Below are 21,566 nucleotides of genomic sequence, written 5' to 3'. Positions count from 1 at the left end.
AACCGGTGAGCCAGGCAGTCACACGCAAGGGCGGCAGAAGTGGACTCCACCCACGTGATGCCGTAGAACTGCGTCAACGCCCTGCTTTCACGCGCGGCGGCCGCCGCACTCACCCGATCGAGACTCCCGTTCGATCGACAGCCTTCAAGATCGGAACGGGCACAACCACTTACGTGTCGGGATGCTCCGGCAGGGCGAGCCAGTCCGACCAGGAGATCTCACGGCCGAGGAAGCGCGGCTGCTCGAACGGCCAGTCGTCGGCGATCCACTGCGGCACCAGCGCGTCGAGGGCTTGCTCGACTTTGCTGCCCACCAGCTCGTCCACCACCCACCAGGAGATCTCGCCGTCCGCGCCGGCCCTCTCCGGTGGGTCGATGTAGACGCAGCCGAGCAGAGCTGTCTCCGCCGCGTCGAACAGCGCGTAGTTGAAGGACTGGTGCGCGGCGATCTCCTTCTCGTGCCGCAACAGGTCGGCCTGGTCGGCCTCGTAGGTCATGGTGGCCGCGGGCCAGCCCCAGGCCGGGCCGAAGATGGTCCACAGCCGCTCGCGCGAACCCATCACAGCCGGATAGTCGAGCGGGGTGTCCACCTCCCGGATCGGCCGCAGGTGATGACCACCGCCCGGCAGCGGTACCAGGACGGGGTGGACGAAGTCATCGGGAAGCCAGCTCATGGCGCCTGACCGTAGCAGCGCGCGGCCGTCCGCTCCCCTGGATCTTCCCCGTATATCGCCAGGCCTTGCTCTCATGCCGGGCAGGGCCCGCGCGATCACCCGATCGAGACTCCCGTTCGATCGACGGACTCCATGATCGGTATGGCAACGGCTTCTGATGCCCACGGCTGGCCGCCAGGGGGCGAGCTGCGGCGAATCCTTCAGTAGATCGTCGGTCTTGACGTAAAGTGCGGTCGCGAGGGAGTCCAGCTCTGTTTTCACACACCGACGTTGGACTCCTCCGTCTCATGCGTGCAGACGATCTCCTGAAGTAATCGATCATTTACGCGGTCGAGCGCCTGCGGGCCAGTTCCCTTTCCTCCTCGGGCAGCGCGTCAGCGACCAGCAGCCGCGGCAGTAGGTCCGGCTCGAGTGTCAGCGCGCGGAAGACGAGTGCGACGGTCACGTCGTGGTCGGGCCGGTGCACGATCTCGACCGGGTCGGAAACCCGGATGTCTCCCGGCTCGATCACGCGCAGATAGGCGCCCGGAACCGCGGCCTGGGTAAACCGCTTGATCCAGCCCTCTCGCTCCAGCCATCCCTGGAACGTCGCACATGGGATCCTCGCGCACGACACCTCCAGGACAACGTCCGGCCCGATGCGCCAACGCTCGCCGATCAGGGCGCCGTTGACATCGAGGCCGAGAGTCGTGAGGTTCTCCCCGAAGACGCCGTTGGCAAGCGGCCTACCCAGCTCGGCCTCCCACCCGTCGAGATCCTCGCGGCCATAGGCGTAGATGGCCTGATCGGAACCGCCATGGTGCTTCACGTCGTAGACGCGGTCGCCTACGAGACCGACCTCGCCGGTGCCCTTGGGACCGGGTGCAATGACGGCGACCGGACCATCAACAGGCCGCTTGTCGATGCCTGTCGCACTGAGGCCCTTCCAAGGGTTGGGTCGAGGCTTGCCGACATTGACGGAGAGCAGCTTCATGCGCGCGAGGGTACGGACCTCTGCACGCCGGGGCGACTCATTTCCCTGCCAACCCTTGGAATCGATCATCTAGGCAGGAGCTTGCGCTTGGCGAGGTCGCCGGTGGCGCCGAAGAGCACGATCACGTGGCCGTCCGGGCGTATCACGGTCGGCTCCTTTTCTCGGAGTGTCCGCCGAACTCACTGCGCATGGCGGACAGGACCCTGTCAGCGAACTCGCCAAGGCCCCGGGACTGGAAGCGGTCGGTAAGCGCCGTGGTGATCACGGCGGCGGGCACGCCTTCGTCGACCGCCGCCAGTACCGTCCATCGGCCTTCTCCGGAGTCCGAGACGCGCCCGGTGAATTCCTCCAGTTTCGGTGACCGGGCCAGTGCGTCAGCGGTGAGGTCGACGAGCCAGGAGCCGACGACCGAGCCGCGCCGCCATACTTCGGCGACCTCGCCGACGTCGATCTCGTACTGATAGGCCTCCGGCTCGCGCAGCGGAGCTGTCTCGGCGTCGGCGGTGCGCTTGCGAAGCCCGGCATCCGCGTGCTCGATGATGCTCAGTCCCTCGGCGATCGCGGCCATCATGCCGTACTCGACTCCGTTGTGGACCATCTTCACGAAGTGCCCGGCTCCGCTCGGACCGCAGTGCAGATAGCCCTCCGGTGCGGTTCCGTCGGTTCGTCTGCTCGGTGTCGGCTCGGCGGAGCCGGTGCCAGGCGCGATGGTCCGGAAGATCGGGTCGAGCCGTGCGACTGGCTCCGGCTCGCCGCCGATCATGAGGCAGTAACCACGTTCAAGTCCCCACACACCGCCCGAGGTTCCGCAGTCCAGGTAATGAATGCGGCGAGGAGCAAGCTGCGTTGAACGCGTGATGTCATCGCGGTAGTAAGAGTTGCCGCCATCGATGACCGCGTCGTCCACGTCGAGGAGCTCGGCCAGCTGGTCGAGTGTGGGTTGTACGACGGCGGCAGGCAGCATGAGCCAGACGGCCCGTGGCCGCTCCAGCTTCGCCACCACTTCACGCAGCGAGCCGGCGGCCACGGCGCCCTCGCCCTCCAACTCCCTTACGGCACTTTCGTTGAGGTCATAGACCACACAGTGGTGGCCGTCGCGCGTGAGCCGGCGCACGAGGTTCGCGCCCATCCGGCCGAGCCCGATCATGCCGAGCTGCATGGGGGTGTCGGTAGTCATGGTTGCTCTCCTGGGGAACAGGGCCCTAGCGTTTCAGGGCGCGGTAACGACGGATGAGGGCTATGGTCGACGAGTCGCGGGCGAGCTCCGGTTCGGCGCCGGAGGCGAGTTCCGGGGGGATCTGGGCCGCGAGTACCTTGCCGAGCTCCACCCCCACTGGTCGAAGGAGTCGATGTCTCAGATCACCCCCTGAGTGAACACACTGTGCTCGTAGCGGTCGGGGTTCGTAGCGGATCGTATGACCGAGATTCCACCGCTTCCGGAAGACCGGCCTCATCCTGCCTTGCGCCCTGCGGTCTCCGGCTCTTCCATCCCAGCGATTTCCCGGGATCTCGGCCGGGCTTCACTGCGGCACCTCGGACGCCCGTCTGCGGACAGCCTGTACGTCGGCAGCGTCGTTACGTATCGGCTCGGACGATGGTGGCGAGGACGTCGTTGAAGGCTTCGGTGGAAGTGGGGTGGTTGTAGACGGCGTCGCGGAGCTCGGCCGCCTTGATGCCGTGCCGCATGGCGAGCGCGACGGTGTCGATCATTTCCTGCGCCTCGACGCTGAGCAGAGCGGCGCCCAGGATCTCGTCGGTCTCGGCGTCGATCACGAACTTCATCACCCCGCGGGTGTCCTCAACGATGTACGCACGCGGCATCGCAGTGATCTCGGCGACCGGCTGACTGGCGATCTTCACCCGGTGCCCGGCGGCCCGGGCCTGGGCCTCGGTGAGCCCGACGGTCGCCAGAGGCGGAGTGAAGAAGCCGGCGTGGGGGATAGCGACCCGGTCGGCGGTGGAGCGCTTTCCCTCGCCGAGGAGCTGGTCGAGGACAATACGGCTGTCATCGAGGGAGATGTAGGTGAACTGCGGTCCACCGTTGACATCCCCGAGGGCGAAGAAATGAGGTTGGCTGGTGCGCAGTTGCTCATCGACCTCGACTGCTCCGCGCTCGGTGGTGCGTACGCCAGCAGTGTCCAGCGCCAGGCCGCCGGTGGCCGGGGCGCGGCCGGTGGCCGCCAGGATCTCGTCGGCTTCCAGAGTGTGCTGCCGGCCGTCTTTTTCGTAGACGACGGTCGCGGAGCTCTCGCCGTCACGGACTTCGGTGACGTTCGCACCGACGACGATCTCGATTCCTTCGTCCACCAGGATGCCCTCGGCGACAGCCGCGACATCGTCGTCCACGAGGCCGAAAACCTTCGGGGCCGCCTCGAGTACGGTGACTTGCGATCCGAACTGCCCGTAGATCGAGGCGAATTCCATGCTGAAATACTCGCCTCCGAGGATCGCCAGCTGTCCCGGCAGGATGGTCATGTCGATCAGTTCGGTGCTGGTCACAGTGTACTGGCTGGCCCGCAGGCCGGGGATGTCCAGGACGATCGGCTCGGACCCGGTGTTGATCAGGATCGTCTCTGCGGTGACCGTCAGGCGGCCGTCGCCGGACTCGATGCTCACGGTGTGCGGGTCGGTGAACGCGGCCGTACCGGTGATCACCGCAACGGTGTCCATATCGTTCAGCCCGTCGTAGTTTCCACCGCGGAACAGCTTGGTCAGCGCCTGCACCTCGCCTACGGAGCGCTCGTACCACTCCTGCGGCACATCCTCCGCTCGACGCTTGCGGGAATGGTGGACGAGGGCCTTGGTCGGTACACAGCCGACGTTCGGGCAGGTGCCGCCGTACATCCTCTCCGAGCGCTCGACCAACACCACGCGCTGACCAAGCCGACCCATTGTCCCGGCCACCGTCTTCCCGCCCTTGCCGAACCCGATCACGAGTAGATCGGCAGAAAGGCTTCGGTCCGTGGTACCCATGTTCGCTCCCAATTTCGAAACAAATGAGGGACGAAATAGATGAAGGAACAACAGGTAAGGGTTTTGTGTCGAACAGGCGTGCGTCGGATCCGGGCTTGCCGCCTCCCTTAACAGCACCACCAACACCGGGCCTCCGCAACTGGCGACCTTGTGTGGGACAGCGGACGCGCCGGGCCGGCGCGGCGCTTCATGGGGACGAGGGACAACCCAGCGCGCACTCTGGATGTGAGCAGGCGCAATCGTGTGCACCCCGTTCAACGGTGCCGGGCGATCGGCGTCGAACAGGAGGAGAACGAGTCATGGCCGGACCCATAGCGGTTCTGTTCGATATCGACGAAACCTTGGTCCACACCGGAGACTCCGGAAGACGCAGTTGGTCCTGGGCCTTTGACCGGTTGCACGGGGTCGCAGCCGATATCGGAAAGCACACCTCGGCTGGGGAGACGGATCCACAGGTCGGGAGGGAAACGTTTCACGCCGTGCTCGGTCGCGAACCCAGTTGCGACGAGATGGTCCGCCTGTACGCCGCATACCTGCGGCACCTGTCGGCGGACATCTGGACATCGGAGGGATACCGCGTCCTGGACGGCGTCGAAGAAACCTTGCAACGGATCGCGGATGCCGGGGTCATCCTCGGGTTGCTGTCCGGCGCGATGGAAGGCGCGGCCAGGATCAAGTTGGAACCGGGTAAGCTCGGCCACTACTTCCTTTTCGGTGCTTATGGCTCTGACTCTCCGGATAGGGCGGAGATCACTCGCCTGGCGATGGCCAAGGCCGCTCGGCTGCACGGGCGCGATTTGACCCGCGCCGACGTCTACGTGGTCGGCGACACCCCCCGAGACATCGAGGCCGCGCACGCGGCGCATGCGACTGCGGTAGGGGTTGCCAGCGGCCGCTACACCGCCGAGGAGCTTCGCGCCGCCCAGGCGGACCATGTGCTCACGGCCCTGACCGAGGCCTTCCCGAACCTCTGACAACAAGCCGTGGCCGACGGACTTCGAGGTTCTGCGCCCGGGGCTCATCACGTCTCGCTTGGGCTCTTAGGTTATCCTGTCGGGTCTGTGACCAGGCGCGAGTCTGCCCAGGTGTACCGGGGCTGGTAGGGCATTGCCCGACGGTGACCACGTAGTGCTCCGCACGGTGCGGCCGGGCCTGGGCGGGGTCCAGGGTGATGAACAGTTCGGTAGGGCGCAGGCTCTGGGTCAGCGGGGCGACGAACAACATCCCGGCGGCTGCCATCGCGGCGACGTTGCCGTGAGAGATCAGATCAGTTTGCATTCGCCGACCAGCAGGAAGTGCCGCTCGGCGGCGATCTGCTTGCCTTTGTGCCGGCTGGTGCACGCGTGAGCGCTGCCGGCGGGTGGCACCCTTTCAAGGGTGACGGCGGTCGTCACCGCGGGCGCGGGGAGATGCGGGACTGCATGGCTGGGATACGGCGTCCTCGGCTCGAGCGTGACGCCGGCGGTTGGGTGTGATGGCATGGGATCATGGAATTGCGGGAGCTGCGGGCGTTCGTCGCGGTGATGCAGGAAGGCGGGCTGTCCGCGGCGGCACGTCGGCTGCACATCAGCCAGTCGGTGCTCTCCCGGACAGTCAGCGGACTCGAGCGGCAGCTCGGCGTGAAGCTGCTGGTGCGCGGCAGTACGGGCGTGCGCGCCACGGAAGCCGGTACGGCCCTGCTCGGCGAGGCCCGTGCCGTCCAGGCCCGGCATGACCAGGCGCTGCGGGCGATGGCCGCATACACCGGTCCAGGAGGAGGGGCTCTGCGGATCGGGATCCCGCTGGAACTGCCCTCAGAGCTGCTCGATGCACCACTGGCGGAGCTGGCCGAGGCCCATCCGGACACCCGGGTGCAGGCCCGGCACCTTTTGGGTCGGGTTTCCCCGCTTCGGCAGCCCCGCATGGTACGACGAACTGACCGCAGTCCTGCGCGGCCACGGCCTCGACCTCGGCCCCGAGGCTCCGGAGGGACAGGCTTTGATCGCCGATGTGAAGCTGGCTGCCGTGGGTGCCGGACGCGCTTTCACCCTGGCCCCGCCCCACTGGCAGCAGCCGCTGCCCGGCCATGTGACGTGGTCGCCGTTGGTCGGGCATCCGCTCGTGCGGCGCACCTGGGCCGTGTGGCCGGCCGATTCGAGACGGCGCGACCTGGGTCGGTTCATCGCCGCACTCGACCGGTCGGCGGGCAGCTGAGAGGGCCGGCCCGGCCTCACCGGCGGCGATTGAGTGTTTGGCCGCCCTCGTCCCTGGTGGCTGGGGCCGAGGGCGGCTGACGGGACGACCGCCCGGCGGTTTTCGGAGGTCCGCCTTGCCGCCCCGGTCACGGAGAGAGGCGACCACGGCTTCGCCGCGGGACCTGTCACGCCCCGTGACCAGCACGTGCGCGCCCCGCTCGGCAAGCAGCGCTGCAGTTGCGGCGCCGATACCGCTGGTCGCTCCGGTCACCAGGGCCACACGTCCAGCCAGATCAACAGAACTCATGAGGACGTCCTTCGTATGTATCGGATGAGAGGGCACCGGGTGCGGCCGTGCCGCTTCCGTTGTCCCGTCACCTCGTTCGTGAGGTGACGTGAGTCGAAAGCGAATGTCCTTGTCGATGATTCCGTCCTAGTCATTGGCGATTTCGATAGCCGCCATAAGCGCGAGGGCTTCGTGCGTGGCCGGAGTCTTGGCGGGGTGCGCCGCTCTACCAGGGCGCGGTTATGGTCTGCTGCGGCCCAATGCGGCCCAATGCGGCCCAATGCGGCCCAATGCGGCCCAATGCGGCCCAATGCGGCCCAATGCGGCCCAATGCGGCACTTATGACGGCTCTTCGTGACGCGTATGGACCACGTGCGACGGCCGGCGGGCACCGGACCGTTACATGGCCCAGGCGGCGCACCGAGGCGTTCCCGGTTGCTGCGAGCGGCGGTAAATTCCGCCCCTCTCCCAGCGAGCATTGACACCGGAAATCCGCACCCGCGACCACAGCCACTGACGTCCGTCATGTCACGGTTTCCTCTGATCCAGTCTGCCGAGGCGACCGGCGCCGCCGCCGAGGCGCTCGGCGAGGTGCGCCGGGCACTCGGGTCCGTGCCCAACATGGCCAAGGTCATGGCCAACAGTCCGGCCCTGGTGAAGGGCTGGCTTGCCCTGTCCGGCGCTCTGAGCGGGACCATGATTCCGGTCCCGGTCCGGGAACGACTGGCGAGCGCCAACGCGGAGTACAACAATTGCACCTACTGCCTGTCCGCCCACACTTACATAGGGGCGCGCGTCGCCGAGGTCGGCGCCGGGGGACTGGGGCGTGCCCGCCGCGCGAGTCCGCCGTCCCGCACGCCACCGCAGTGCTGGCCCTGTCCGAGACCATTGCCCGCGGCCACATCGGTGAGACGCAGCTCAGGGCTGCCGGGGCCGTGGGCGTCACCGAACGCCGAGATCGCCGTGGTCGTCGGCAATCTGGCGTTGAACATCCTCACGAACTACTTCAACGTCCTCGCCGATACCGACATCGAATGGCCGGTCGTCACCCTGCACACCGACGCCTGACCGACGCGCTCTGGTTTGGTCGGGGAGCCCCCGGCCCAGGCCCGTCCGACCAGGCCCGACGGACAACATCACCACCGCCTCGACCGTCGTCAGGCACTCCCAGGAATGCGAGGAAAAACATGAGCGAATCGCACGGAACCCAGGAAGGAGTGCCTTACGACGTGGTCGTGTTGGGCGCAGGCCCGGCCGGTGCGAACGTCGCCGACCGCAGCCGTGCCGCCGGCCTCTCCGTAGCGGTCGTGGAACGGGAACTGGTCGGCGGTGACTGCGCGTACTGGGCCTGCGTGCCCAGTAAGGCGCTTCTGCGGCCGGTCATCGCGCTCGCCGACGCGCGGCGCGTGGACGGTGCCCGGCAGGCCGTCACCGGTCGGGTCGACGCCGATGGCGTCTTCGCCCGTCGCAACCGCTCTGTCTCCGACTGGGACGACACCAGACAGGCTCTGTTCCTCAAGTCCATCGGAGCCGACCTCTTCCGTGGCCACGGCCGTCTCGACGGGCCCCGACGGGTCAGCGTCACCCGTGACGACGGCGCCCGGCAGACCCTCACGGCCCGGCACGCAGTGGCCATCGCCACCGGCAGCCGACCGGCGTTGCCCGACATCCCGGGCATCGCCGAGGCCCGTCCCTGGACGAGCCGGCAGGGCACCGAATCCAGCACCGTGCCCACTCGCCTCGCCATCATCGGCGGCGGCGGAGTCGGCATCGAGATGGCCACCCTCTGGCAGGACCTCGGCTCCCAGGTCACCCTGCTCGCCCGGCGCCGCCTGATCCCCCGCATGGAACCCTTCGCTGGCGAACTGGTCGCTCAGGGATTGAGCGAGGCGGGCGCGGATGTGCGGATCGGCGTGCAGGTGACCGCCCTGCGCCGCCCGGACCCGGAGGGGCCGGTCACCCTCACCCTCGACGACGGCGACGAGCTGGAGGCCGACGAGGTCTTGTGCGCCACCGGCCGCACCCCCGCCACGGACGACATCGGCCTGGACACGGTCGGCCTCACCCCCGGCTCCTGGCTCGATGTGGACACCACCTGCCTGGTACAGGGGGTCGACGGTGACTGGCTGTACGCCCTCGGCGACGTCAACCATCGTGCCTTGCTCACCCATCAGGGCAAATACCAAGCCCGGACCGCAGGCGACGCCATCGGCGCCCGTGCCGCCGGCCGCCCGCTCGACGACACGCCCTGGGGCGACCACGCCACCACCGCCGACCAGCACGCCGTACCCCAGGTGTTCTTCAGCGATCCCGAGGCGGCTGCGGTGGGCCTGAGCGCCGAGCAGGCGGAACGCTCCGGGTACCGCATCAAGACCGTCGACCTCGACTTCAACGCTGCCCAGGGCGCCAATCTCTACGCCGACGGCTACCAGGGGCACACCAGGCTGGTCGTCGACCTCGACCGGGAAGTCCTCCTCGGAGTGACCTTCGTCGGCCCCGGCGTGAGCGAGCTCCTGCACTCGGCAACCATCGCGGTCGCCGGCGAGATCCCGCTCAAACGGCTCAGGCACGCGATCGCCCCCTTCCCCACCGTCAGCGAGATCTGGCTCTTCCTCCTCGCCGCCTACCAGCACGATCAGGAGACGCCGTAGACCACCGCCACCTCACACCGAAGGGGGACGAAGCAGGTGCGCCAGCCCAGTCGTCGACCCGGCTCTGCTACTGAGAATTTCGGTTCGGGGTGACGTCATGGCGGTGCCGGGATGAGTCCGGTCTCGGCGATGAATCCGTCAAGCAGGTCGGGCCGGTACTGCGTCCGTTTGAGGCGGGTGCGGACCAGTCCGGCCAGGTCATTGATGCTGCACGGGGCAAGGTTGCCCAGGCTCCTCTTCAGGTGCGCCCACACACCCTCGGCCGGGTTGAGATCGGGCGTGTAGGTGGGGAAGCGGAAGACCGTCAGCCACGGCCGTTTCCCGATCAGCTCGCGCATGGCGGCGTCGACGTGGTGGCTGTAGTTGTCCCATAACAGCACGATGTTGCCGCCGAGCTGCTGGTGGGCGGCGTCCAGTAACGCGGCGAAGTCCCGCTCCCGAAAGCCCTTCTTCTCACCTTTGCGGCCGTGGTGGACCAGCATCCGAAAGACCAGCCGCGTGCGCTGATCAGCCTTGCGGCAGACCACGCCCGCCAGGGAGATGCGGCCCGAGCCGGCCGCCCGGACTCTGACCAGCGGCGGACTGCCACGGCGGGACCAGGTGCACGCCTTGGGCGGCCGCAGCAGCTGCCCTGCCTCGTCTGCGAAGCAGAGCCAGGCGTCCTGGTCCCTCACCGTCTTTCCACCCGCGGCCACGTCTCCTTGATCCACGTGGCCACGGCATCCTCGTCCCGTTCGGCAGCCCGCCGCACCGGCACCTGCACCGTCCAGCCCATCTGGCGCAGGATGCGCCAGGTCTGCGCCAGGCTGAAGCGCACGTGGAAGCGCCGGGCGAGCATCTTCTAGCCGGAGCTGTCCTCGCGCGACCGCGACCGTATCGTCAGCCGTCAACTCGCCCCTCTGACACAACGATTGCCGATACGGTGACGAGGGCCTCGACCTGGCGGTCGTGGTCTCGTTGCGTGTTCGTAGCTGATGGTAATACCCAGGGCTTCGTAGAGTGGGCCTTTCTTGTCAGCCTCGGCTGCCTGGATGCACTGTGGCTGCTTCCACCCGCGGCACCTGCTCGCCGAAGCCCACCGCCACCCCGCCCCCGTCCTGCGCGGCCGCCGCCGTGAGCCAGGCCTGGACGTATGGATCGTGGACGCTGCCATCGCCGCGCACCGGCGGGTCGGCCACACCCTTCGTGATCGTCCACGGGGTCGAAGTCGCCTGCCGCTACGGAGTCGAATGCCTGCACGAACTCCCCGCGCAGTTCGGCCGAGGCGACCCGAGGATCCATACCGCGTAGGGGAGCGGCCAGCGGCCACTCGCCGGAGACGTGGTGGTACATGATGTCCTTGCTGGCACTGCCGCCCTTGTTACTGCCCGGGCGCGGGGTGCCGAACTCCATGAGCCGGGGTCCTCGGCAGCCGACTCGTCTCGTCTTCCGTCACGAGCCCCGGTCGAACTCGCCCGCCGCCGCCCGCACATCCACCCCACCCGTCATACGGCGATGATGCCCGAGCCGACGGCAACGGCGAGTGTCGGCAGCAACGTTGAACAAGTTGTGCCATCAGCGATGTCATGGCCGCCCGGCGTCACTCCGGGGGTCGTTAGTGTTGCCCCATGAGCGCATGGGACACGGCCGAGCTCCAGGCGATGATCGAAGAGGCGACTGTCGACGCCTACAACGAGGACGAGCAGCTGACCGGTCTGTTCACCCTGCTTGAGGAGCCTCTCGACCTGCCCTTCACCACCGTGGTTCTCGGTGTCGAGGTGACCGTGGGCGGCGTCGACCTCACGCCGGACGGAAGGATCGTCGCCCTGTGCTCTCGCGGCGGCATGGGGCAGTCGATCGGAATCCTGGATCTGCCTTTGCCCAGCCCGGTGCCCGAGGGCGCGCAGTGGATCGAGGCCTACCGTCAATGGGCCGGTTGAGCCGGGCACCTCGTACTTACGCGGAACCGGTTTGTGGAAGGGCTGAACATGGCTGATGCCGAACAGGGCACGCACCAGGAAGCCGGCGAACGGTCGCTGAGCGACCTCATCGAGCGCAGTGCCGAGTTGAAGGAGCAACTGGTCGCCTTCGGGCAGAGTTCCCGCTTCGACCGGTGGTTGACGCCCCTCCTGCTGGAGGTCGCAGGGCCTGAGCGGCAGCTGGACGAGGGCGACGCGATCCGGATCGTCGACCACTTCATCCTGCGGTACCGCCTGCCGGACGGTTCCACCGTGGTGGACCGGTTCGTCGCCGGGCGAAAGGACTTGACCGCGGCCGACCGGGATATGCTGCTCGGCTGGCGCGACCCGGTCGAGGGCATCTTCGAGATCCAGCGCATGGAAACGGATGCCGTCGTTCTGCTGAACCTGGTCGACGACCTGGAGTACCGCACGTACTCGAATATCGGGCGGGCGGCGTTCCGAGGAGTGTCCAAGGGGGACTTCCTTCACACCTGTCTGGTACCGGTTCACTCGGCCGACGGGGCGTGGCTGGTGTCCGGGGTGATGTCGAGCTATCCCAAGTCGAGCGCGACCGAGATCGCCCAAGCCGCTCTCCAACTGGCCACCAGCCGACCCGAACTCGTCTTCCGCAACCCCCAGAAGATCGAGCAGGGGTGGCAGGCGATGCGGGAGGACCGGGCCGAGTTCGTCCAGTTCTGCGGCGGCGACGAACTGGCGCTTCCGCCTGCCGAAGCCGAGGATCTCCTCAACGCCTACTACCGCCACCGCCAAGAGGCCACCGTCGCCCGACAGCCACACCGCGCCCGAGGCAGGCGCCTGCCCGGCCTGGACCTCCCCTTCTTCGCGTTGCCGACGGACCTGGCGGTCTCGGACACCATCGGTGTCATCTACGACCAGGTCGACGGGCTCAACTTCTACGCGGACTACGGAATGCTCCAGGACCTCTTCAGGGACCCGGCACTCGGGGGCCGAAGGCAGTACCAGGACCTGCTGCGCACATACCTGCGCGAGGAGTCGATCGGGCCGCTGCCGATCCGCCGGCTGGCTGCCGCCCACCCGGAGACCGTCGACGTGGTGTTCCGAAAGGTGCTGCGCAAGCCCGGATTCACCTGGAGCGAGCACGGCGAGGCGCTGCTGCGCCGACGCAAGCCCTGGTACTACGCGAACGAGCCCCGGCCTGCTGTCTCCGTCATCGGCGATCGCCTTAGTGCGCTGGCTGCCGGCCGCCGACAGTCACCGTTCACAGGGCCGTGACCGCGGCGCAACACCGGTCGATGCAGAGGTTGACTTCCTCCCCCGCCTAAAGGCGGGGGATTCCAGCGGTCACCCGCTGGGGTTCCTGCTTCACCGACGACCGCCCCGTCCGGGAGGATTCCCGTTGAGGTCTTACACCGTCTCCACAGGCAGACGCCGCCAGCCCGGCGGCCAGGATGTTGCGCGCCGCGTTCACGTCGCGGTCATGCACGGCTCCGCAGTCGCACGTCCACTCGCGGACGTTCAACGGCAACTTCTCGCGGACCGTGCCGCAGGCCCCGCACAGCTTCGAGCTGGGGAACCAGCGGTCGATCGCGACGAGTTCACGCCCGTACCAGGCGCACTTGTACTCCAGCATCGACCGGAGTTGCGTCCACGACGCGTAGGAGATGGCGCGCGCGAGCTTGCCGTTCTTCAGCAGGTTGCGGACGGTGAGGTCCTCGATCACGACCGTTTGGTTCTCACGGACGAGACGAGTCGACAGCTTGTGCAGGAAGTCGCGGCGCCGGTCGGCGATCCGCGCGTGGATCTTCGCGACCCGCTTGCGAGCCTGTTCCCGGTTCGCGGAGCCCTTCGCCTTCCGCGACAGCTCCCGCTGCGCCTTCGCGAGGCGGTCGCGGTCTCGGCGCTCATGTCGGGGGTTTGCGACCTTCTCCCCGGTGGACAAGGTCACGAGGCTGGCTATGCCCGCGTCGATACCGACCGCGTTCACGGTGGCCAGAGCCGGAGCGATGTAGTCGTCGCACAGCATCGACACGAACCAACGGCCCGCGCTGTCGCGGGACACGGTCACCGTCGTCGGCACCGCCCCATCCGGGAGGGGGACGCGACCAACGGATATCCAACGGCTCGGACATCTTCGCCAGCGTCAGACGGCCGTCGCGCCACGTGAAGGCGCTGCGGGTGTACTCCGCCGAAGCACGGGACTTCTTCCGCGACTTGAAGCGCGGGTACTTCGCGCGCTTGGCGAAGAAGTTCCCGAACGCCGTCTGGAGATGCCTGAGCGCCTGCTGGAGCGGGACGGAGGACACCTCGGACAGGAACGCGAGTTCCTCGGTCTTCTTCCACTCTGTCAGCGCGGCCGACGACTGCACGTAGGAGATCCGGCGCTGCTCGCCATACCAAGCGCGAGTGCGTTCCTCCAGCGCCTTGTTGTAGACGAGACGGACGCAGCCGAACGTGCGGGACAGCTCGGCTGCCTGCTCGTCGGTGGGGTAGAAGCGGTACTTGAAAGCCCGCTTGACCTGCTGCGCCATTCCTCACATCGTATCAACTCCCGTGTGAGCAGCGCTCGTTGCGCGGATGGCGGAACGATCTCCACCGCCGCGCGGTCCGCTCCGAGGATGCGTTTCCTCCCCGCCCTGAAGGACGGGGTTTCCACGCAAGGAGATTCCGATGAGGCAAGAGGCGATGCCGGTCTTCCGGGGGGGCCGGTCCATGAGACCGGCTGCCGGTGCGGGGCTTTCGAGCCGGCCCGGGATCCTGGCTGTGGTTCGCGTCACCAGGTGATCGTGCGGGCGTCGCGTCGGCGATCGCCGGGCCTTGGGACGACATCTGCACGCTGTTGACCGTGCCGAGGACGGAGACCCTCACCTGCGTCTGCTTGTCCCGCACAGGCGCATCGGCCCCTGATGGTGCGATGCGCCGGGCGGGGCCGTGCCGTGAGCATGCCGTCTCGACGGGTGCTCCGTTCGCGGTCCACAGCACGGACTTTGGTGCGACTGTCACCGGCGTCCCGTGGTTGTCGACGCCCTCCGCGACGAGGCGGCGGTGCAGTCCCGGGAAGACCTTCACGCCACCGTCGGCCGACGCCGCACCCGGCGCGGGCTTGGCGAGGATCTGGTCCGGGTTGCCGTCGCCCTTCGCGACGAACACCCCGACGCCGTTGGGGTCGTTGCCCTCGTGACCGCCGGACGGGACGTTGCGGGCGGTCGGGGCGTCCTCGGACCGCTCCCGCATGCCGGCCCTGCTCCGATCCCCCGCCGGACTGGTGAAAGGCATCCCTGCGACTACCCCGGATGGCTTTCTCCACGAGAACGAACGGAGAGCACTTCGGCCGCTGCTCGGGAGCCACTCGCCCCCCTCAGCCGGGACGCGATGTTCTTGAGTTTCGACGGCCTCGAGCTGTCCTCACAGCCCGAAGCCGCCCAGCGCCTCGCTGATGGCCTTCTCGTACGAACGGTTCAGGAAGGGGCGCCTGCGAGAACGTCGATCTTGTCGGTGTCGAGCGAGTAGTGGGCGCCCACCACGGCAAGGGCGCCCCTTTCCCACGAGTGGGGCGAGGTCCTGGTTGGAACGCAGATCGGTGGCGGTCAGCTCGACCTGGGCACGGGCCATGGTCTCGACCGGATGGGCACCGCCTTCCTTCACTGCCTGCTTGTATGCCGGCTGCAGAGCCTTGACGATCGACTGCAGGTTGCCGGGCAGTGGTTTGCCGTAGCGAAGGGATTTGTACGCCGCTTTGACGGCGCCGCAGCGCTGATGCCCGAGGACCACGATGAGCGGAGTGCCACTGGTCATGGGCTCGTACTCGACAGAACCAGTGACCACCGGGCCGACCGCCTCCCCGCCTGGGCGCATCACGTAAAGATCCCCCAGCCCGGTGTCGATGAGAGGTTCAGGCGGCACTCGGGAGTCGATGCATGAAAGGATCGCCCCGAAAGGCTCCTGCTCCTGGGTCAGGAGCTGACGCCGGTTCGGGTCCCGGTCGGGGTGGTGAAGGGCTCCGCTCACCCAGCGCTCGTTGCCTTCCATCAGACTGGCGAATGTCGCGGCAGGTGTGGTCGACCGCCGCATTGGCGAAGCGATGAGCGCCGCCGGGGCGGCCCTCATCGATGAACATCCCGCGAGAGCGACGGTGCCGCAGGCAAGCAGCGCTCTACGCCCCATCCGTCCCGCTCCTTCCATCGATCGTTCCCCTCGATGCGCTCAGATGCGTGTATGTCTCTTGGCCAGGGCAATTTTCCGCGTCGTGTGGGTGACCTGGCCGCAGGTGCGAGCGTGCGCGGGTCCCCAAGAAGTCGAACCCGTCCGGCATGTGCATCACCTGCGTCTTCGCCTCGGAGAGACGAAGGCCGAGCGGTTGCAGCACGTCGGCGGTGTCCTCGCGTAGCGCTTCGACGTCATCGCGTTTGCCGTCGGTCAGGACGACGAAGTCGTCCGCGTAGCGGACGATGCGCCAGTTCGGACGTCCGGCAGCTGCCTTGGTTGTGGTTGCTCGTGCCCAGGCTACGGAGCCGCCCATCGATACAGCCCCGCGTCTCTTCGGGGCGCGAGCTTGTAGAAACGTGTGGGTTACATCAATAACCCATGGGCCGTAACCGGTCATTGGGAGGCTTCCCCGGTCTTCATTCAAGATCGAAAGGGGAGCCCAGTCATGGCACAGCCTCAGGTCGGGCCGGGAACGAGTCGCCGAGCGTTCCTGCGCCGCGTCGGTGTCGCCGGTGGCGCCGGAGCCATGTTCGCTACCATGGGGGCCCTCGGCCTCGCGCCCACGGCCGCCTACGCGGCGGAGAAGGAGGCGCCCTTCCAGGCGCCGCGCCGCAGCGACTTCACTCTTCAGGGGCGCGGCGGCAAGCCTGCCAGAGTGGTTGTCATCGGAGGCGGCATCGCGGGTCTCGCCTCCGCTTACGAGCTGGGGAAGGCAGGCTACGACTGTACGATCCTCGAGGCTCGGGACCGCGTCGGCGGCCGAAACCTCACCATCCGCGGCGGCGACAGCCTCACGGACATCAACGGCGTCAGCCAGACGGCCCGCTTCAGCAAGGGCCAGTACATGAACGCGGGGCCGGCGCGCCTCGCCCAGTGGATGGTCACCCTCGACTACTGCCGCGAACTCGGCGTACCGGTCGAGGTCTTCACCAACACCAATGCCAGCGCGCTCATCTACAACCCGGGCAAGGGCATGACGAAGCCGGTCCGGTACCGGACCGCGAAGGCCGACGTGTACGGCTATGTCTCCGAGTTGCTTTCCAAGGCGACCAACGCCGGGGCTCTCGACGGCGAGTTGACGGCCGACGACAAGGAGCGGCTGCTGACCTTCCTCAAGAGCTACGGCTCCCTCGGCGCCGACTACACGTACACCGGCACCGAACACCGCGGGTTCACCGTCGACCCCGGCGCCTCCGGCACGCCCGGCGAGGAACTCGGCGATGTTCCGTCGCTGTCGGACGTCTTCGCGTCCAACGTGGGCCGCTACTTCTCCTTCGAATTCGGTTACGACCAGGCGATGCTGATGTTCCAGCCGGTCGGCGGCATGGACCAGATACCCCAGGCATTCGCGCGCGCCATCGGACACGAGAAGATCCGCACCGGCGCGGCCGTGACCGACATCAAGAACACCACGGACGGTGTGGTCGTCACCTACACCCAGGACGGCCGTACCCGGGTGGTCGAGGCCGACTACTGCATCGCCACCCTGGCACCGCACATCCTCGCGAAAACCCCGCACAACCTCGGCACCGAGGTGCAGACCGCGCTCCTCGCCGTGAAGCCCTCCAACGCCTCCAAGATCGGCCTCGAGTACAAGAGCCGCTGGTGGGAGAAGGACTTCAAGATCTTCGGCGGTATCACCGAGACCGACATGGACCTGGACCACATCTGGTACCCGTCCTACGGCCACCTCGGCGACCGTGGCCTGATCATCGGCTACTACAACACCGGTGCCCACTCGGACGTGTACTCGGCGCTCACCCCGGCCGAACGGCTGGAGCGTGCCGTCGCGCAGGGCGTCATGATCCACGGCGACAAGTACCGTACCGAGCTGGCTGCTTCCTTCTCCCATCAGTGGAAGCTCGCCCCGTACCTCGAGGGGGCCTGGCACTCGATGCCCGGAGGTCCCGACGCGCCGGCGTACGCGCCGCTCAACACGGCGCAGGGCAATGTGTACTTCGCCGGTGACTACCTGAGCTACTTGGACGCCTGGCAGCACGGGGCGATCTCCTCGGCACGCAAGATCGTGACGGAGCTCCACGCGCGCGTGCTCGCCTCCTGACACCGCGTGTGACCCCACCGGTTCAGTCCCGCCCGAGTCACACTCGGGCGGCCCCGTGGACGGCCCCCGGGGGAGTGGGAATGCCCGCTCCCCCCCCGGGGCGTTGATCGAGGAGAACACGCGGACGGGCGGTCACAGTGTTTGATCCGCAGCGGAGATTGCGAACCGGGAGGCGCTCTACCGGCGGACCGCCGAGATCAGTCCGCTGGGCCGCTCCTCGTGCTGCGGCGGGGCGCTGATCGGGCGGGCGTAGGCGGCAGCGCGCTCGCGCAGGGTGTGGCTGTCGGCCTCCCAGCCGTGCCCGGCCAGCCAGCCCACCGGGTCGTCGGGCATCTCCGAGACCCACACGGACGCTGCCGATCCCGGCTCGGCGTCCGCGCCGAAGCGCTCGATCACGCCGCGCGAGCCCAACATCAGCCCCATCCGACTGCCTGCTGATCCTGGCCAGCAGTTGCTCCACCGCGTCCTCGGGCAGATAGATCAGCAGTCCTTCGGCGATCCACGCGGTCGGCACGGCCGGGTCGTGCCCTGCGGCGGCCAGCGCGCCTGGCCAGTCCTCACGCAGATCCACCGCAACGGTGATCCGCTCACAGCGCGCGACGGCCCGCTCCTGGCGCAGCACCGAAGCCTTGAACGCCCCGCGCGTCCTGGAACAAGGCGGCTACTCCCGCGTCTTCGAGAGCCAGCCTGAACTCATCGACCACATACTGATCAGCCACTCCCTTGTGGGGAAGTTCGAGAAGACCTCCACCTGGACCAACAAGCTGCCGAGCGTGGCGGCCACGCAGCCGGCCGCACCGCACGACAAGCCTTCCGACCACTCACCCGTCGTGGCCACGTTCAATCTCTAGTGCTGTGACCGCATAGGTTCGCCGGGTCGGACGATCATGGCGGCCTCCCCATCGGATGCCTTGCCCGCTACGGACGTTGGCGCGTTCGCATCGCCGGCACGGCAGTAGGGTGAAACGGTGACCCCCTTACCAGAAGGCTCGCCGCCGCTGATCGGCGAAGACGACCGCGATGCGGCCGTGCAGCGCCTGCAGGAGGCATACACCGAAGGGCTCATCTCGCACGAGGAGTTGGACAAACGCCTCCACCAGGTGCTCACCGCCAAGGCGCACAACGAGCTCGTGCCAGCTCTGGCCTCACTCCCGGAGGAGCACCCGGGCACCACGTCAACGATCTCCGCCGCCGGCGGACGGATCCAGCGGCGCGGCGCATGGCGGGTACCTCGGATCCTCAAGGTCGAGTCCGCATACGGAAGGGTGCGCCTGGATCTGTCCCGGGCGATCATCGAACATCCGGTCGTCGACATCGAGCTGCAACTCGGAACCGGCGGGGCCAGAATCACCGTGCCTCGCGACGCGGTCGTTGACGTCGAGGGTTTGCGCACTGAGTGGAAGGACCTGCGCTACAAGGCCCCGCGGCGTTCCCGACCTGGCGGACCGACGATCCGCATCTCAGGGGCCATGGGATTCGGACGATTGAAGATCCGCCACGCCCGGCGTTGAGGCTCCATCCGGCACCAGGACCACATGTCCGACACTCGTCCGCGCCGACTGCTGGCGCCGTGGCGGCATAGATCGCTGGCTTGATCAGGCGACGGCTTTGATAGGGCGTCCGCCCCAGCGGATGCCCTTCTCGCTGCGGATGCGAGCACGTTCCTTGCGTTCGGCGGCCAAGACGTCGCGGTGGCGAGCGTTGGCGTTGCGCCAGCGCAGGTAGGCGTGCAGGGCCCGGGTCTGCACGGTGTGGTTGGGGTGGTTCGAATTGGCGATGGTGAACTGCCTCAGCGGTCCGAAGTGCGCCTCGATCGGGTTCGCCCACGACGCGTAGGTCGGGGTGAAACACAGCTCGACCTTGTTCTTCTTCGCCCAACGGCGGATGCCGGCGCCCTTGTGGGCGGACAGGTTGTCCAGGATCACGTAGATCGGTGCGCCGTCGGGCGGGGCGGCGCGGATCGACTTCATCGCGGCCAGCGTGTTTCTGGCACCCTTCCTGCGGCGATTGACGCCCCGCAAAGTATCGTCGCCGACCGAGTAGCAGCCGTGGAAGTAGCGCACCCCGTGGGTGCGGTGATAGGTGGCGGGCATCCGGTCGGGTTGCCCCTGCCCGGCCCAGCCCGAGCCTGCGGTGGGCCGGATCCCGAGCGGGCCGAACTCGTCAAACGCGAAGACCCGGTCCGGGAAGCGGTCCAGCACCTCCTCGATCCGGTCCAGCTTCGTCTCGCCTTCCGGGTCGGGTGACTCCTTCCACGTCTTGGTGCGCTGGAAAGTGACGCTGCGCCGGGCGAGCAGGCAGCGTAATGTTTCGCGGCCGATGCGGATGACCCGGCCGTGGACTTTGCGCAGGTAGGCGACGAGTTTGCGCAGTGACCAGCGGGTGAAGGGCTGGCCGAGCTTGGTGGGGCGGGTGGTGGCCGTCTGGATGACGAAGTCCTCGTCTTCAGGCTTAAGCAGGCGGGGACGGCCTCCCGCCCACCGAGGGTCCAGGCAGGCCAGGCCGATCTCGTTGAACCTGTGGATCACATCCCGGACCGTGTCCTCGTCGGCCTGCACCAGCTGGGCGATCACCGGCACCCGGTTTCCGCCGGCCGAGGCCAGCAGCATCATCGCACGCCGATAACGCACCGAACTCGTGCTGCCGCGGCGCACGATCTGCTGCAGCCGCTGCCCCTCCTGGTCGGTCAGTCTGCGCACACGGACAGGCTCGGCCACCGCGCCTCCAGTGGTCGGATCGGACGTCACCGCACATCCAACCGCCACAACCACCAACCCTGCGAACCTACGCGGTCACAGCACTAGACAGCACGGGCAGGCAGCCCCGCCAGTGCAACGCGGTCCAGCACCCGAAGCCGGTCTGGGTGCCGGCGCCTTCGCTCGGGCTGCGGTGGCAGCAGGGGGCTATGCGCTTCCACAGGTCATCAGGGACAAGAACATCGGACACCCCGCAGACCCTGCCGACGAAGATCATCAACCGCCAGTTGACACGCCGGTCTCATGCTGAAGTCTCAGCCACGCTGAACCACCCTGGCCGCACCTCGACCAGCAGGGGCTTCAGCGACTCCACTGCGGACCGCAAGTCCTGTTCCGTGGGGTCATGAGGCTCAGGCAAACTCTGCCCATAGCAGCGCAGCCGCCAGAAATCGAAGATCTCCCTGCCGTCGGCCGCGAAGTCCACGTCGATCTCGGTGCCGTTGTCGCTGATGAAGAGGCAGCCTGCTCCGTGGACCTGGTAGGAGTAGGTACCGATTTCGCCGCTGCGGCTGATGATCCGGTGCGAACGGACCAGGCTGCGCATGTCCCCAAGCCGTTCAAGCGGGGTGATCGCCGCTCTCATGGCCACACCAACCGCGTTGAGGGCATCGATGTAACCGATCACGAAATCACGCGCTGTCACCACGTGCGGTTCTTCCGCAGCCGAGCTCCGTTCCATGTGGCCCCCCCGGTCCACGCTCGAAGCGATTGTCACACAGGGGCTTCCGGCATCCTGTCGAGCGGCATTCTGAAACGATCAGTAAGTGTGCCATCTCATGACATTGGTTCCTCGCTGTTAGAGGTCGTTCTCTTACCGAACCTCATGTGCGGTTTCCACTGATCAGGCGTGAGATGACGGCTGGCACGGAAGTCTCGGTCCGTTGCTGACCGAC

21 protein-coding genes and 5 pseudogenes are annotated in these 21,566 nt (G+C 67.5%); 11 read left to right on the top strand and 15 right to left on the bottom strand.

Annotation, left to right across the window (positions count from 1 at the left end):
• Positions 1-169 precede the first annotated feature (169 nt).
• The 5 genes and pseudogenes from ACIRC0_RS38575 to ACIRC0_RS38555 form a co-directional block, all read right to left on the bottom strand.
• Positions 170-673 carry an N-acetyltransferase gene (locus ACIRC0_RS38575; RefSeq protein ID WP_403626462.1) on the bottom strand — a complete coding sequence of 168 codons (504 nt, stop codon included), beginning with the start codon at positions 671-673 and terminating at the stop codon, positions 170-172.
• Between the two features lie 156 nt (positions 674-829).
• Positions 830-934: pseudogene (locus ACIRC0_RS38570) on the bottom strand (IS982 family transposase); the annotation flags it as partial.
• Positions 935-995: 61 nt separating this feature from the next.
• Complete coding sequence (locus tag ACIRC0_RS38565; RefSeq protein ID WP_403626445.1) at positions 996-1,646, bottom strand: MOSC domain-containing protein; 651 nt, start codon at positions 1,644-1,646, stop codon at positions 996-998.
• Positions 1,647-1,788: 142 nt separating this feature from the next.
• Positions 1,789-2,805 (bottom strand): phosphogluconate dehydrogenase (NAD(+)-dependent, decarboxylating), encoded by a 1,017-nt coding sequence (gene gnd, locus ACIRC0_RS38560; RefSeq protein ID WP_403626442.1) that lies wholly within the window; start codon positions 2,803-2,805, stop codon positions 1,789-1,791.
• A 416-nt stretch (positions 2,806-3,221) separates the two neighbouring features.
• Complete coding sequence (locus ACIRC0_RS38555) at positions 3,222-4,619, bottom strand: FAD-dependent oxidoreductase (RefSeq protein ID WP_403626439.1); 1,398 nt, start codon at positions 4,617-4,619, stop codon at positions 3,222-3,224.
• 299 nt (positions 4,620-4,918) lie between these two features.
• Between ACIRC0_RS38555 and ACIRC0_RS38550 the strand changes: the two genes are divergently transcribed.
• Positions 4,919-5,593, top strand: coding sequence for an HAD family hydrolase (locus ACIRC0_RS38550; protein ID WP_403626436.1), 675 nt, complete (start codon positions 4,919-4,921; stop codon positions 5,591-5,593).
• 288 nt (positions 5,594-5,881) lie between these two features.
• Here ACIRC0_RS38550 and ACIRC0_RS38545 read toward each other — a convergent pair whose 3' ends face one another.
• A complete protein-coding gene (locus tag ACIRC0_RS38545; RefSeq protein ID WP_403626433.1) occupies positions 5,882-6,100 on the bottom strand; it encodes a hypothetical protein in 219 nt (72 codons plus the stop codon).
• 6 nt (positions 6,101-6,106) lie between these two features.
• Here ACIRC0_RS38545 and ACIRC0_RS38540 point away from each other — a divergent pair.
• A pseudogene (locus tag ACIRC0_RS38540) lies at positions 6,107-6,229 on the top strand (LysR family transcriptional regulator); the annotation flags it as partial.
• A 367-nt stretch (positions 6,230-6,596) separates the two neighbouring features.
• A complete protein-coding gene (locus ACIRC0_RS38535) occupies positions 6,597-6,812 on the top strand; it encodes a hypothetical protein (RefSeq protein ID WP_403626471.1) in 216 nt (71 codons plus the stop codon).
• A 123-nt stretch (positions 6,813-6,935) separates the two neighbouring features.
• Here ACIRC0_RS38535 and ACIRC0_RS38530 read toward each other — a convergent pair.
• Positions 6,936-7,100: pseudogene (locus tag ACIRC0_RS38530) on the bottom strand (SDR family NAD(P)-dependent oxidoreductase); the annotation flags it as partial.
• A gap of 504 nt (positions 7,101-7,604) precedes the next feature.
• Here ACIRC0_RS38530 and ACIRC0_RS38525 point away from each other — a divergent pair.
• Positions 7,605-8,147 carry a carboxymuconolactone decarboxylase family protein gene (locus tag ACIRC0_RS38525; RefSeq protein WP_403626430.1) on the top strand — a complete coding sequence of 181 codons (543 nt, stop codon included), beginning with the start codon at positions 7,605-7,607 and terminating at the stop codon, positions 8,145-8,147.
• Positions 8,148-8,266: 119 nt separating this feature from the next.
• Positions 8,267-9,730, top strand: a complete 1,464-nt coding sequence (locus ACIRC0_RS38520) for a dihydrolipoyl dehydrogenase family protein (RefSeq protein WP_403626427.1) — start codon at positions 8,267-8,269, stop codon at positions 9,728-9,730.
• 95 nt (positions 9,731-9,825) lie between these two features.
• Here ACIRC0_RS38520 and ACIRC0_RS38515 read toward each other — a convergent pair whose 3' ends face one another.
• Positions 9,826-10,425 (bottom strand): transposase, encoded by a 600-nt coding sequence (locus ACIRC0_RS38515; RefSeq protein WP_403626425.1) that lies wholly within the window; start codon positions 10,423-10,425, stop codon positions 9,826-9,828.
• Positions 10,401-10,568 carry a winged helix-turn-helix domain-containing protein gene (locus tag ACIRC0_RS38510; protein WP_403626423.1) on the bottom strand — a complete coding sequence of 56 codons (168 nt, stop codon included), beginning with the start codon at positions 10,566-10,568 and terminating at the stop codon, positions 10,401-10,403. Before ACIRC0_RS38510 ends, ACIRC0_RS38515 begins: the two co-directional genes overlap by 25 nt.
• Positions 10,569-10,768: 200 nt before the next feature.
• Here ACIRC0_RS38510 and ACIRC0_RS38505 point away from each other — a divergent pair, with 200 nt between their 5' ends.
• The 3 genes from ACIRC0_RS38505 to ACIRC0_RS38495 all read left to right on the top strand — a co-directional run bounded on the left by ACIRC0_RS38505 (position 10,769) and on the right by ACIRC0_RS38495 (position 12,924).
• Positions 10,769-11,020 (top strand): hypothetical protein, encoded by a 252-nt coding sequence (locus tag ACIRC0_RS38505; RefSeq protein WP_403626420.1) that lies wholly within the window; start codon positions 10,769-10,771, stop codon positions 11,018-11,020.
• Between the two features lie 317 nt (positions 11,021-11,337).
• Positions 11,338-11,649, top strand: coding sequence for a hypothetical protein (locus ACIRC0_RS38500; RefSeq protein ID WP_403626417.1), 312 nt, complete (start codon positions 11,338-11,340; stop codon positions 11,647-11,649).
• Between the two features lie 48 nt (positions 11,650-11,697).
• Positions 11,698-12,924 carry a hypothetical protein gene (locus tag ACIRC0_RS38495; protein WP_403626414.1) on the top strand — a complete coding sequence of 409 codons (1,227 nt, stop codon included), beginning with the start codon at positions 11,698-11,700 and terminating at the stop codon, positions 12,922-12,924.
• Between the two features lie 46 nt (positions 12,925-12,970).
• On the opposite strand, the pseudogene ACIRC0_RS38490 reads toward ACIRC0_RS38495, so the two are convergent.
• From ACIRC0_RS38490 to ACIRC0_RS38480, 3 genes and pseudogenes are all read right to left on the bottom strand, one after another.
• A pseudogene (locus tag ACIRC0_RS38490) lies at positions 12,971-14,180 on the bottom strand (RNA-guided endonuclease InsQ/TnpB family protein).
• 874 nt (positions 14,181-15,054) lie between these two features.
• Entirely contained in the window at positions 15,055-15,813 is a 759-nt protein-coding gene (locus tag ACIRC0_RS38485) for a carbonic anhydrase (protein ID WP_403626412.1), read from the bottom strand.
• Positions 15,803-16,168: a reverse transcriptase domain-containing protein gene (locus tag ACIRC0_RS38480; RefSeq protein WP_403626409.1), complete on the bottom strand. Its 366-nt coding sequence runs from the start codon at positions 16,166-16,168 to the stop codon at positions 15,803-15,805. Before ACIRC0_RS38480 ends, ACIRC0_RS38485 begins: the two co-directional genes overlap by 11 nt.
• Positions 16,169-16,381: 213 nt before the next feature.
• Between ACIRC0_RS38480 and ACIRC0_RS38475 the strand changes: the two genes are divergently transcribed.
• The gene (locus ACIRC0_RS38475) at positions 16,382-17,917 is read left to right on the top strand and encodes a flavin monoamine oxidase family protein (RefSeq protein WP_403626406.1); all 1,536 of its coding nucleotides are present in this window, start codon (positions 16,382-16,384) and stop codon (positions 17,915-17,917) included.
• A 177-nt stretch (positions 17,918-18,094) separates the two neighbouring features.
• Here ACIRC0_RS38475 and ACIRC0_RS38470 read toward each other — a convergent pair.
• Positions 18,095-18,551: pseudogene (locus tag ACIRC0_RS38470) on the bottom strand (SAM-dependent methyltransferase); the annotation flags it as partial.
• Here ACIRC0_RS38470 and ACIRC0_RS38465 point away from each other — a divergent pair.
• Both ACIRC0_RS38465 and ACIRC0_RS38460 read left to right on the top strand, forming a co-directional pair.
• Positions 18,496-18,768, top strand: coding sequence for a hypothetical protein (locus ACIRC0_RS38465; RefSeq protein ID WP_403626468.1), 273 nt, complete (start codon positions 18,496-18,498; stop codon positions 18,766-18,768). The pseudogene ACIRC0_RS38470 and the gene ACIRC0_RS38465 overlap by 56 nt on opposite strands.
• Before the next feature lie 117 nt (positions 18,769-18,885).
• Positions 18,886-19,428 (top strand): DUF1707 domain-containing protein, encoded by a 543-nt coding sequence (locus ACIRC0_RS38460; protein WP_403626404.1) that lies wholly within the window; start codon positions 18,886-18,888, stop codon positions 19,426-19,428.
• An 84-nt stretch (positions 19,429-19,512) separates the two neighbouring features.
• Here ACIRC0_RS38460 and ACIRC0_RS38455 read toward each other — a convergent pair whose 3' ends face one another.
• Positions 19,513-20,634 carry an IS630 family transposase gene (locus ACIRC0_RS38455; RefSeq protein ID WP_403626401.1) on the bottom strand — a complete coding sequence of 374 codons (1,122 nt, stop codon included), beginning with the start codon at positions 20,632-20,634 and terminating at the stop codon, positions 19,513-19,515.
• Between the two features lie 280 nt (positions 20,635-20,914).
• Positions 20,915-21,352 carry a DUF6896 domain-containing protein gene (locus ACIRC0_RS38450; RefSeq protein ID WP_403626398.1) on the bottom strand — a complete coding sequence of 146 codons (438 nt, stop codon included), beginning with the start codon at positions 21,350-21,352 and terminating at the stop codon, positions 20,915-20,917.
• Positions 21,353-21,566 lie beyond the last annotated feature (214 nt).

Source organism: Streptomyces sp. NPDC093984, from assembly GCF_044764595.1.
Taxonomy (GTDB): domain Bacteria; phylum Actinomycetota; class Actinomycetes; order Streptomycetales; family Streptomycetaceae; genus Streptomyces; species Streptomyces cynarae.
The sequence above is the reverse complement of the archived record's forward strand: the minus strand, read 5'-3'. Positions and strand labels throughout refer to the sequence as shown.

What these genes read in the sequence shown, in the direction of transcription:
- ACIRC0_RS38575 (WP_403626462.1), bottom strand. Translation starts at nt 673, where the DNA reads ATGAGCTGGCTTCCCGATGACTTCGTCCACCCCGTCCTGGTACCGCTG.
- ACIRC0_RS38565 (WP_403626445.1), bottom strand. Translation starts at nt 1,646, where the DNA reads ATGAAGCTGCTCTCCGTCAATGTCGGCAAGCCTCGACCCAACCCTTGG.
- gnd (WP_403626442.1), bottom strand. Translation starts at nt 2,805, where the DNA reads ATGCAGCTCGGCATGATCGGGCTCGGCCGGATGGGCGCGAACCTCGTG.
- ACIRC0_RS38555 (WP_403626439.1), bottom strand. Translation starts at nt 4,619, where the DNA reads ATGGGTACCACGGACCGAAGCCTTTCTGCCGATCTACTCGTGATCGGG.
- ACIRC0_RS38550 (WP_403626436.1), top strand. Translation starts at nt 4,919, where the DNA reads ATGGCCGGACCCATAGCGGTTCTGTTCGATATCGACGAAACCTTGGTC.
- ACIRC0_RS38545 (WP_403626433.1), bottom strand. Translation starts at nt 6,100, where the DNA reads ATGCCATCACACCCAACCGCCGGCGTCACGCTCGAGCCGAGGACGCCG.
- ACIRC0_RS38525 (WP_403626430.1), top strand. Translation starts at nt 7,605, where the DNA reads ATGTCACGGTTTCCTCTGATCCAGTCTGCCGAGGCGACCGGCGCCGCC.
- ACIRC0_RS38520 (WP_403626427.1), top strand. Translation starts at nt 8,267, where the DNA reads ATGAGCGAATCGCACGGAACCCAGGAAGGAGTGCCTTACGACGTGGTC.
- ACIRC0_RS38510 (WP_403626423.1), bottom strand. Translation starts at nt 10,568, where the DNA reads ATGCTCGCCCGGCGCTTCCACGTGCGCTTCAGCCTGGCGCAGACCTGG.
- ACIRC0_RS38500 (WP_403626417.1), top strand. Translation starts at nt 11,338, where the DNA reads ATGAGCGCATGGGACACGGCCGAGCTCCAGGCGATGATCGAAGAGGCG.
- ACIRC0_RS38495 (WP_403626414.1), top strand. Translation starts at nt 11,698, where the DNA reads ATGGCTGATGCCGAACAGGGCACGCACCAGGAAGCCGGCGAACGGTCG.
- ACIRC0_RS38485 (WP_403626412.1), bottom strand. Translation starts at nt 15,813, where the DNA reads ATGGGGCGTAGAGCGCTGCTTGCCTGCGGCACCGTCGCTCTCGCGGGA.
- ACIRC0_RS38480 (WP_403626409.1), bottom strand. Translation starts at nt 16,168, where the DNA reads ATGGGCGGCTCCGTAGCCTGGGCACGAGCAACCACAACCAAGGCAGCT.
- ACIRC0_RS38475 (WP_403626406.1), top strand. Translation starts at nt 16,382, where the DNA reads ATGTTCGCTACCATGGGGGCCCTCGGCCTCGCGCCCACGGCCGCCTAC.
- ACIRC0_RS38450 (WP_403626398.1), bottom strand. Translation starts at nt 21,352, where the DNA reads ATGGAACGGAGCTCGGCTGCGGAAGAACCGCACGTGGTGACAGCGCGT.